Origin of the sequence: Neobacillus drentensis (genome assembly GCF_036965645.1) — a bacterium.
In the GTDB taxonomy this organism is placed as follows: Bacteria; Bacillota; Bacilli; order Bacillales; family Cytobacillaceae; genus Neobacillus; species Neobacillus drentensis_D.
The window spans coordinates 17,208-27,778 of record NZ_JBALPZ010000009.1 but is presented as its reverse complement, the minus strand read 5'-3'; the positions used below and the strand labels follow the sequence as shown (position 1 = coordinate 27,778).

The window sequence follows — 10,571 nt, the reverse complement described above, 5'->3', positions numbered from 1 at the left end:
TTTTAGTATAGTATTAATTATTGAAATAATTTGCATATTTACAAAAAAAATATAAATATAATTTATGGTTAAGGAGGTAAGTGCTGCAATGGATGAAAAAGATTGGGTTATTCTCCAAACCATCTTTCAGGAGAGAAATATTTCTAAAGCCGCAGAAAAACTGTATATTTCTCAACCGGCATTAACCTATCGCTTACAGCAATTAGAAAGAGATTTTGGCACAATGATTGTTGCGAGAGGAAAAAGAGGTGTAGAATTCACGGCACAAGGTGAATATATAGCCCAATATGCAAGAAATATGATCTTGCAGCTTCGAAACACGAAAGAATTTGTACAGAACATGGATAAGGAAATCAGAGGGGTATTAAGAATTGGAGTTTCCGGTATTTTTGCAAGATACGAACTTCCAGCCATTTTAAAAGAATTCATTAATCATTATCCAAATGTTGAAGTTAACGTTAAAACTGGTTGGAGTGCTGAAATAAACCATCTGCTTCATAAAGAAGAGGTTCATGTTGGTATTGTCCGCGGAAATTATATCTGGCAGGAAGAAAAATATTTATTTCGTGAAGAACCTATGTTAATAGTATCGCAAAAACAAATAAAAAATATAAAGGAATTACCTAGCCTGCCCAGAGTTAATTATGAAACGGACCAAACCCAAAAAACATTAATTGATAATTGGTGGCAGGAGACCTTTGACCAGCCTCCTACCGTCACAATGGAGGTAGACCGCATCGATACTTGTAAAGAAATGGTTCTTATGGGTTTAGGGTATGCCATTCTTCCATCAATTTGCTTAAAAAAAGAAGACGATGTTCACAAAATAATATTAACCAAGAAGAATAGAGAGCCTTTAAAAAGAAATACATGGCTGCTGTACCGGGAAAGGTCACTTTCACTGTCGGCTGTTCACGCATTTGTCGACTTTTTAAAAGAGTACGATAATATGAAATAGATGCTAAAGATCTTATAAGGCAAAAATTTGCAAAAATTTTAATAACCTTTTAGAAGGATTAAAGAAGAGAGTTGAGGTGGGATTGTACGACTATAAGTAGGTTCCACCCTAATTTTCAATTGATTTCGCTAAACAAACAGACTGAAGAAACTAATATTTATTTTTTATTAAAAAATAGCTACGCACACAGTACTTCGTTTATATTTTAATTCTTATTCAAAATACCCCTATTAATTAATAAAAGGGAAAAATCTCTCACTAAGCTTCCATATTAATTTCATTTTTCATTTGTTCTTGCCTCCGTTTTGTTATGGAAGAATTCTGGTCTATAGATTCCCAGCCGCTGCATATTTGCTTTGGTCTGGTTTTCAATCTTGCACATAATGTCACCTCCCAACATTTTTTGAAAACTGCTACGTATTTAGAAATGCCTCCCTTTGCGCCGGTCTTCCCATGAGGCACGGTGATATTAAAAATAGGTGGGATATCATTAACAAATCATTTGTTCAAGTACTCCAGCAATTGATTGTTCAGTACTTCTTGCAGCATTCTATCTTCCACCGTAGTCCCGTTCATACGTGCAGGTCTTCTCTTCACCTTTTCTCGCAACTCTTCGTTCTTCAGCTCTTTATCAAAACGCTTAAATAACTTCTCACGTAATTCTTTATCCAGTATTAGCTACCTTCTCTTATTTTACCTAGTTTAGGCTTAACCTTTTTTGCCATAACCTTTGATTGCATAAAAATAACCTCCAATAAATAATTATTTGGAGGTTGAAAGAAACGTTCTCTACAGTCTCAGTAACAGCCCCTCTACAGTCTTGTCAGTAGATAGGAGTGAGACTGTGAAGGAATATGTAAAAACTTTAATCAAAGTAAATCTGCAAAAACCCTTGATAAATTTTATTTGGCGGGACTGCGTGGGAATCGAACCCACCAGACCTGGCACGCAGGTCTCAAGCAGTTTTGAAGACTGTGGAGGACACCAGTACCCCATTCAGCCCCATATAAATAAAAGATCATGTAATTATTCACAAACAAACAACTATCTTGATATCATATTACAATGGAATATAGTACTAAATCAATTAATTCGACTGATTTGTCATTTTTTCGACAAGGATTCCTTTTCCCAACAAAGGCTTAAATATCCAAAAAAAACGGTGTTTGAAAGCAAAATTGTGGCGAATTCTTGTCATCAGCACCCCAAAAAGACTATAATAGAGTATAATATTGTTTTGTAGGTGAGAAACATGCTTCAAGGTTGGTTTCTATGGTTTATCCTTTTTTGGGTAGTCTTTTTAATAGGTGCCTTTTCAATCGGCGGCTTTTTTATGTTCCGAAAGTTCTTAAAAAAAATGCCAAAAGAAGATGGCAAGTCCGTTATGGATTGGGAAGAACATTATGTGAATGAATCAATACACCTATGGGGTCCTGAAGAAAAAACTCTACTCGAGGATTTAGTCAGTCCTGTTCCGGAACTATTCCGTGATGTAGCAAAGCACAAGATTGCCGGAAAAATTGGTGAACTAGCTATAAAAGAAAATGCCTCAAAAATAACAGAAGAACTTGTCATTCGCGGCTATATTCAAGCAACACCCAAACGTGATCATAAATTTTTACGCAAAAAGCTTTTTCAAAATCAAATTGATGTTACTCCATATGAACATTTATTCTAAACCGCCCAACTTATGGCGGTTTTTTTATTATGAATAAATTACATCCACTATCTTACATAAGAAAAACACTGACCCATTATGAGTCAGTGTTGAATTTTAAACCAATTTAATATTATGAAGCTCCCTATAGAGTTTCATATAAGAGCGGTACATTGCCACACGCCAAGGAACAATCATGCTGAAGGCAAGCAGGAAGAACATGCCGCTTAGCTGACCAATATCAATCGTACTACTTAATATTCCTTTTAATATTAAACGTACCACTAACAATCCAACTAATATAAAAACAAACGCCTTTGATCTTTTCAGATAAATATCATTATCACGAATTTCGAATTTTGACGTTTTAATCAAAAGAATCGAGAAAAGCATACCAACAATAATGGCCTCACCAATCTCCATAGGCGTTAATCGAAACTCCGGTACCACATACATGAATGCCCCTGTTGCCATAAAAAAAGGCGGCAAGATAATCTTTTTCACATTAGTCGGTTTCTTGGCTGCCTTCATACGAACAAACAGAGCGAGAGAGCCCATAATAACAGCTCCGATAGAAGAAACAACAACGTAATTCATTGGATTCATTCATCCCTTATCTAATTATTTACTCAACCATTATATATCAAATGATGAATTTTGAGAAAAAATAATTACTGTTTATAACATTAAAAAATTTTAATGTTGCAGGTAACTCATACAGTATCAATAGCTGGAAGACTTTCTGCACTTGCAAACTACCATCTTAGTAGAAAAAAAGATTTAAAATCCTGTAAATCCACCAAACATTCCTTGAAAGATGGTAATAATTTTCGTCATCCAATCAAAGAATAACACAATCCCCATGACAATCATGATATAACCACCGATTTTCATAATCTTTCCGCTGTGTTTTTTGATCCACTTCATCCTTCCGACGAAGAACGATAGGATCAAAAATGGAATCGCAAAGCCGAGAGAGTATGCAAGCATATATAACACACCTGATCCTGGATTTGATGCAGCTAAGAGAATAACAGATGACAGAATTGGGCCCGTACAAGGAGTCCAACCGGCAGCAAAGGCCATCCCAATTAAAACAGATCCAATGTACCCAGAAGGGCGATTTTTAAATTCAATGCGGCGGTCCCTCATCATAAATTCTGGTTTAAATACACCGACAATCATCAATCCAAATAAGACAATAAAGATTCCTCCTAACTGGCGAATCAGGTCTTTATAGGATAAGAAAAACTGGCCAATAAACGAGGTTCCAAAACCAATTGCGATAAAAATAATCGAAAAACCTAATAAGAAAAATAATGTATGCAGTAAGCTTCGCTTTTGCAGCATGGCATTTTCATCTCTTAATTCTCCTACAGACATTCCGGTTATGTATGAAAGAAAGGCTGGATAAAGCGGCAAACAACAAGGAGAAATAAAGCTAAGAAAGCCTGCTCCCAAAGCTAAAAATAAATTAACATCAGACATGTATTAACACTCCCACTATAGTCGATACCTCTTCATTCTAACAAAAATGACCATCAAAAGATAACCTTAACGTGAATATTTTGTGTCTCAGTGCTCACACGTCAATAAATAGTAACTTTCTCAAGTAGAAACAAATAAACTGGATTTTTTCTTACAAATTTCTTTGAAGTAATTTACAATATGGGTTATACTAGTAAAACAATGTCTCTTAAATGGGACAAGACTCTTCTTTTTTACTAAAAATATTAGGAATCACTCCGGAAAGGACTTCGGCCGTGCTGAAACAAGATCTTATTACTATGATAGAAACAAAGCGAGCTGAATTAATTCAAGTCGCCATCACCAACGGCTTGACATCCTCCGTTGCCATTCGCTATAGTCAGGAACTTGATAAATTATTGAACGAATATAATAAAATATATATTAAAAAAGTTCCATCTACTGCATTATAAAAAGGAAGCCTGGTAATTATGCCAGGCTTTTTCTATTAACATTTAAGAAAATATTGTTACGTAAAAAAAGCACCCCAATAAAATGGGTGCTTGTCCGTTTTATTTAGACTGCTGCTTGTTCATTGCTGCCATCATTTGGTTGATCTTCTTTTGCGAAGGTTTCATACCCATTTGCATCATCATCATTTTTAACATTTGTTCATTGATTGGCGGATTTTTCTTTAAATAGCTCATCATATATCTACGAGCAATGAAAAATCCTAGTGCTACACCAGCTGCTAAAGCTAGTATACCAACTAGTACATATAACATTAAACTTCCTCCTTCATGTTGTCTACCATACAGTGTACTAAATAAAACGGAATAAAACAATATCTCATTTCAATTAGACAAATTTTCTTTCTTTAATTGGCTTTAACCAGCCGACCCGTTCGTGTTCTAAGTCAATTGCTAAGAAGGAAGATTCGCATTTTCTGAGCACCTCAAAGAAGGCGGTTTCTGCCTCATAGCTGCCTTCTGCCTCAACTGTTATTAACTCTTGAAACACTTCTAATCTTGCCGTGCTTAGTTTTCCGCTTACACCAATGGTATATGCACCATGATCTGCTCTAAATCCCTTCATTTTGCCAAGCTGTTTTTGAAGAAGATTATGGATTTTTAAAACCTCTACCCGTTTCGTAATATATGAAATTTGTTTTTGTGTGATAAATTTAAGCTCGCCATCCGATGTATGATGCTCATGAAATAACTGAAAAAATATACGCTCTCTTCCGAAGTAATGAGCAGCAAATTCATCTTCTACTAAATATAGCTGATATTTTCTCACCACTGTTCTCCCCTTCGTTGAAACCCTTTTTTCTATTATAAAAAAGCATAAACAAAACGTTTGTCTTACGGCGGCAAAAACTTTCACTACTTTTGTCGATAATAAGGTTGCTAACAAATTTCGGTAGAAGTAATGAACATTCCTTTATAATTGGTATTTGTTCATTATTTTGTAATACTATAATTTGTTCTGTAGGATGAGGTCACTAGGTTTTTTGATTGTTATTGCCCTAAATATCTTAAGTAACCGTTCAATAATGAATTGATTGGCTCACGATTGTGGTTTTACTTTAATTCCGCAACAAAAAAAGAGAACGGGATCTTTAGATCTTCCGTTCTCCATCATATTTATTTCACCTTTATTATTTTTGTAAAAGAGCCTTCACGCGAGCTACTACATTATCCACGCTGAAGCCGTACTCTTCCATAATTTTTTCACCTGGTGCTGATGCTCCGAATTGGTCGATTGCTAATACATCGCCTTCGTAACCAGTATATTTGTGCCAGCCAAATGAAGCTCCCATTTCGATTCCAAGACGTTTTTTCACGTTTCTTGGAAGAACAGCATCTTTATAATCTTGTGATTGTTGTTCAAAACGATCCCATGATGGCATGCTGACAACAGAAACATCAACGCCTTCGCCTGCAAGGACTTTTTGCGCTTCCACTGCAAGACCTACTTCTGAACCAGTAGCAAGAATTAAGGCATCAGCAGTTTCTTTTTCAGCAGGTGAAACAACATAAGCACCCTTTGAAACTCCTTCATATGCATTAACATCTGTACCTTTTAATGTAGGTAAATCTTGACGAGTTAAGATTAGAGCAGTTGGTTTATTGGTTGATTCCACCGCTAGCTTCCAAGCTGCTGCGGTTTCATTACCGTCTGCTGGACGGATAATGGATAGACCTGGCATTGCACGTAATGCTGCCAGCTGTTCAACTGGTTCGTGTGTTGGACCGTCTTCCCCAACTGCGATACTGTCATGTGTAAATACATAAGTTACAGGTAATCCCATGATTGCCGCTAAGCGGATTGCTGGACGAAGGTAATCAGAGAATACGAAGAATGTCCCGCCAAATATTTTTACTCCTCCATGAAGGGCAATTCCGTTCATGGCAGCACCCATTGCAAATTCACGAACGCCAAACCAGAAATTGCGGCCTTCATAGGCACCTGGCATATAGTCTGTTGTACCTTTAATCATTGTTTTATTAGAACCTGCAAGGTCTGCAGAACCACCAATGAAGATTGGCAGGTTTTTAGCAATGCCATTTAGGACTTCAGCAGAAGAAGCACGGCTTGCTAAGCTCTTTCCTTCTTGGTAAACCGGAATATCCTTATCCCAGCCTTCAGGAAGTTCATTCTTTAATGCTTGTTCAAGCTGACCAGCTAATTCAGGATACTCATTCTTATATTGTGCGAACATTTCGTTCCATTCTTTTTCTTTCTTCTCACCGTTTTCAACAATGAGTTTTTGGAAGTTGTCATAAACTTCTTGTGGAACATGGAAATCTTCTTCGAATGTCCATTTATATGCTTCTTTAGTAAGCTTTAACTCATTTGCACCAAGTGGAGCCCCGTGAACGCCTGAAGTACCGGCACGGTTTGGTGAACCGTAACCAATGACGGTTCTAACTTCAATCATTGTTGGACGGTCTAGGTCATTTCTTGCATCTTCTAGTGCTTTTGCGATTTCATCAAGGTTATTACCATCTTCTACACGAAGGTATTGCCAGCCGTAAGCTTCGAAACGGCCTTTTACACTTTCAGAGAAAGACTTATCTAGGTCTCCATCTAGAGAAATATCATTTGAATCATAAAGAACAACTAAGCGTCCTAATTTTAAATGTCCTGCAAGGGATGCCGCTTCTGCAGAAACACCTTCCATAAGGTCACCATCACCACAAATACTATATGTATAATGGTTCACAATCTCGTACTGATCTTTGTTATAAACACTAGCAACATGGCGTTCTGCCATTGCCATTCCGACAGCCATTGCAATCCCTTGTCCAAGCGGACCAGTTGTTGCTTCTACGCCTTCAGTGTGGCGATACTCAGGGTGTCCAGGTGTCTTACTACCCCACTGACGGAACTGTTTGATGTCCTCCATGCTTAAATTATAGCCGGATAAATGGAGCATGCTATATAACAATGCAGAACCATGGCCTGCAGATAAGACAAAACGGTCACGATTGAACCAATGAGGATTCTTTGGATTATGGTTCATGAATCTTGACCATAAAGTATAAGTCATTGGAGCAGCACCCATTGGCATACCTGGATGCCCAGAATTTGCTTTTTCAATAGCATCAATTGAAAGCGTACGAATCGATGTTACTGATAAATCATCAATTGTATTAAACATGAGTTACATCCTTTCTTGAACACGGATAATAAATACATCCTTTATATTATCTTGCATTGTCTATTAATTCAACTAATAAACAAGAAATAAATTGAAAATTGCCCCATATTTTTTAGTTTGAATTATACTAGAATAATAATATATGTATTAAATAAAGAAATACCCCGCCTTTATTAGGCGGGTTGATGAAACACAGCAGATTATAAACCTTAATATATAGTTAATGAAGAGGGCGATTCTTTCTAGCTTTTAATTTTTCAGGTGTGACATCGTTTCCTTCTGGATCAATAAACTTTGTATTTGTTAATGTATCGAGCATGTTTGCTCGGAAAGTAGCCAAGTATTCACTTCTTAATTTGGATTGCTCTTTTGCTTCTAACTCTGTTAATCCTGATGATTTAGCTTTTCTCGCCAGTTCATTAATGCGAGCCATTTTTTCTTTTGAAAGCATACCCACACATCCTTTCTGTCAAATCAAGACACTTGATTTTACTAAAAAAAAGCCTTTATGACAAGATAAAGAGCTACTGATTCTGTGATTCGATATATTCTTGGTACCTTCTATGGACGGTTGCTTTTGAAATGTTGTATCCAAAGCCTCTAAGCGTGGCGGCAATTTCAGCAAACGTCAAGTCGTTATCCCGTAATCGAATAATTTGTTCAATCGGTACTTCGATTTTTTCCCTGCCGGAGGATTGTCCTAGATTCTTCAAGTTTTTTTCCGGCTTATAGCCTTGCTCTACAGCTCGTTTCATGCCGCGTTTAATTTTTACATTATGCAGCTTACGCTGATATTCTTCTACCATGCTGACTATTTTTAATACCATAGAATCTGATTCTGACAGTTGTAATTCTCCATTATGGGAAATACTATAAAGTTGAATCCCTTCTTTTAAAATACAATGCAGAAGGGCAATTTTAGCATTCCCTCTTCCAAGACGTGTTTCGTCCTGAATTAATAAGGCCTGTACTTGCGGCTCTTTTATCCGCTCTAATACCTCTAGTATTCCATCTCTTTCAAAATCATAACCACTAGCTTGTTCTTTTATAATGGAGTCGATTACAAATCCATACTGGTTCGCCAACTGGATTAATTCCTCTTCTTGCCGTTTTAAGGATGTCTCCTGTGTTTCTTTGTTGGTACTGACACGACAATATATAATTGCTTTCATTTTTTATCCCTTCTATTCCTTTGGCGCACTTGCGAGTTCTGTTGTATTGGAAGAATTCTTTTTACTTACAGGAATGACAATTTCTTCACCAGGATAGATTTGATCCTTGATATTTTCATTATGTTTTTTTACCCAGCTTACGAACTCCTTGTTTGATAGAGAATGTTGTCCTTCGAACTGGTCTGAGATTTTCCAAAGTGAGTCCCCTTCAGCAATGGTGACTTTTACATATTGATCATCGGTATGATGTTGGATTGATACTACAAAAGCAATTGAGCAGCTCAAAATAATAAGAGTAATAGCATACGAGTATTGTTTCCATAAATTTTTCATGTTTCGCACCTCTTATAAGAATATATGTTCCCTTTTTATTTGTTTTTATTATAATTCGAACATTTGTTTGTTGTCAACCATTTTCTCGAACTTATGTTTGTATACTATGGTCCAACATGCTATAATAAAGACAACATTAACCAGGCGAGGTGCATTTTATCATGGTAAAGATATCAAAGCGGCAGCAGGATATCCTCGAGTTTATCAAGGAAGAGGTTAGAAGTAAGGGATATCCTCCTTCCGTTAGGGAAATTGGCGAAGCGGTTGGACTTGCATCAAGTTCTACTGTTCACGGTCACCTAGCGCGATTGGAGAGTAAAGGTCTAATTAGAAGAGACCCCACGAAACCAAGAGCTATCGAAATACTAGATGCAGATGAGGCAGCACAGATTCCTAGAAATAAAGTTGTCAATGTTCCAGTGGTCGGTAAGGTAACGGCAGGTTTGCCTATCACCGCCATCGAGAATGTTGAAGAATTTTTTCCACTTCCTGAAAGCTTAGCTCCTTCCGATGAGCAGGTATTTATGCTAGAAATCATGGGTGAAAGTATGATAGAGGCGGGAATACTTGACGGAGATTATGTGATTGTAAAACAGCAGCCAACTGCCAATAATGGGGATATTGTTGTTGCGATGACAGAGGATGACGAAGCTACTTGTAAGAGGTTCTTTAAGGAGAAAGACTATATTCGCCTACAGCCGGAAAACTCTGCCATGGATCCTATTATTTTACGAAATGTATCAATTTTAGGGAAAGTTATTGGGGTTTATCGTCATATTCATTAAATCTGTAAAAGAGCAGACGTCTAACGGGGTTTAGTGTATTTGAATTCAAGATTGGACTAATAATTTATCTAATTGCATCGCATTCTGCGATGCTTTTTGTATTGGGGTAAAAAGACTGGGGTTTTTTATTGGATAAAATTTTTTAGTTAAGCGAGAAGCAGTTGGTCGAATTAATTAGACTTATTAACGACAATATCTAGTTGGCCATATGCTTATTTCGGACAAAGTACTTATGTTAACTAGAGTGTTTCCATAGATGACTGTAATTTGGGAAAGGAACTTGTTTTTTCCTTGGGTCTATCAGAAGGTTACTCTACTTCGGACAGGGTTCCTTTGTTTTTCCTTATTCCTGTCAGAAGATGGTTCTACTTCAGACAGGAGCTCCTTCGTTTTTCCTTACTCCTGTCTGAAGATGGCTCTACTTCGAACAGGAGCTTCTTCTTTTTTCCCTACTCCTGTCCGAAGGTAACTCTTCTTCTGACACGACTGCCTAGTTTTTAGTCCTACGTGTCGGAAGATGACTCTACTTCAG

The 10,571-nt window shown here is 37.0% G+C and carries 12 protein-coding genes and 1 tRNA gene; 4 read left to right on the top strand and 9 right to left on the bottom strand.

The features are described from left to right. Positions 1–88: 88 nt before the first annotated feature. Positions 89–958: a LysR family transcriptional regulator gene (locus V7266_RS01655; RefSeq protein ID WP_335465492.1), complete on the top strand. Its 870-nt coding sequence runs from the start codon at positions 89–91 to the stop codon at positions 956–958. Positions 959–1,865: 907 nt separating this feature from the next. Here the strand turns inward: V7266_RS01655 and V7266_RS01650 are convergent. Continuing rightward, positions 1,866–1,962, bottom strand: a tRNA-Sec gene (locus V7266_RS01650). A 248-nt stretch (positions 1,963–2,210) separates the two neighbouring features. Here V7266_RS01650 and V7266_RS01645 point away from each other — a divergent pair. After that, on the top strand, positions 2,211–2,636 hold the full coding sequence (locus tag V7266_RS01645) for a DUF2621 domain-containing protein (RefSeq protein ID WP_335465491.1): 426 nt from the start codon (positions 2,211–2,213) through the stop codon (positions 2,634–2,636). Positions 2,637–2,732: 96 nt separating this feature from the next. Here the strand turns inward: V7266_RS01645 and V7266_RS01640 are convergent, their stop codons facing one another. Both V7266_RS01640 and V7266_RS01635 read right to left on the bottom strand, forming a co-directional pair. After that, positions 2,733–3,212, bottom strand: coding sequence for a CcdC family protein (locus tag V7266_RS01640; protein WP_335465490.1), 480 nt, complete (start codon positions 3,210–3,212; stop codon positions 2,733–2,735). A gap of 183 nt (positions 3,213–3,395) precedes the next feature. Then, positions 3,396–4,103, bottom strand: coding sequence for a cytochrome c biogenesis CcdA family protein (locus V7266_RS01635; protein ID WP_098527871.1), 708 nt, complete (start codon positions 4,101–4,103; stop codon positions 3,396–3,398). A 212-nt stretch (positions 4,104–4,315) separates the two neighbouring features. Here V7266_RS01635 and V7266_RS01630 point away from each other — a divergent pair, with 212 nt between their 5' ends. Then, positions 4,316–4,555, top strand: coding sequence for a Spo0E family sporulation regulatory protein-aspartic acid phosphatase (locus V7266_RS01630; RefSeq protein WP_420491293.1), 240 nt, complete (start codon positions 4,316–4,318; stop codon positions 4,553–4,555). A gap of 99 nt (positions 4,556–4,654) precedes the next feature. Here the strand turns inward: V7266_RS01630 and V7266_RS01625 are convergent, their stop codons facing one another. The 6 genes from V7266_RS01625 to yneA all read right to left on the bottom strand — a co-directional run bounded on the left by V7266_RS01625 (position 4,655) and on the right by yneA (position 9,254). Next, positions 4,655–4,867: a YneF family protein gene (locus V7266_RS01625; RefSeq protein ID WP_098528582.1), complete on the bottom strand. Its 213-nt coding sequence runs from the start codon at positions 4,865–4,867 to the stop codon at positions 4,655–4,657. A gap of 73 nt (positions 4,868–4,940) precedes the next feature. After that, positions 4,941–5,381 carry a sporulation inhibitor of replication protein SirA gene (gene sirA / locus V7266_RS01620; protein WP_335465488.1) on the bottom strand — a complete coding sequence of 147 codons (441 nt, stop codon included), beginning with the start codon at positions 5,379–5,381 and terminating at the stop codon, positions 4,941–4,943. A 361-nt stretch (positions 5,382–5,742) separates the two neighbouring features. Then, complete coding sequence (gene tkt, locus V7266_RS01615) at positions 5,743–7,749, bottom strand: transketolase (protein WP_335465487.1); 2,007 nt, start codon at positions 7,747–7,749, stop codon at positions 5,743–5,745. 220 nt (positions 7,750–7,969) lie between these two features. Beyond that, positions 7,970–8,200: a DUF896 domain-containing protein gene (locus V7266_RS01610; RefSeq protein ID WP_098528585.1), complete on the bottom strand. Its 231-nt coding sequence runs from the start codon at positions 8,198–8,200 to the stop codon at positions 7,970–7,972. Positions 8,201–8,273: 73 nt separating this feature from the next. Continuing rightward, a complete protein-coding gene (locus V7266_RS01605) occupies positions 8,274–8,921 on the bottom strand; it encodes a YneB family resolvase-like protein (protein ID WP_335465486.1) in 648 nt (215 codons plus the stop codon). 12 nt (positions 8,922–8,933) lie between these two features. Then, positions 8,934–9,254, bottom strand: a complete 321-nt coding sequence (gene yneA, locus V7266_RS01600) for a cell division suppressor protein YneA (RefSeq protein WP_335465485.1) — start codon at positions 9,252–9,254, stop codon at positions 8,934–8,936. Positions 9,255–9,415: 161 nt separating this feature from the next. Between yneA and lexA the strand changes: the two genes are divergently transcribed. Continuing rightward, complete coding sequence (gene lexA, locus V7266_RS01595) at positions 9,416–10,039, top strand: transcriptional repressor LexA (protein WP_335465484.1); 624 nt, start codon at positions 9,416–9,418, stop codon at positions 10,037–10,039. Positions 10,040–10,571: the final 532 nt, after the last annotated feature.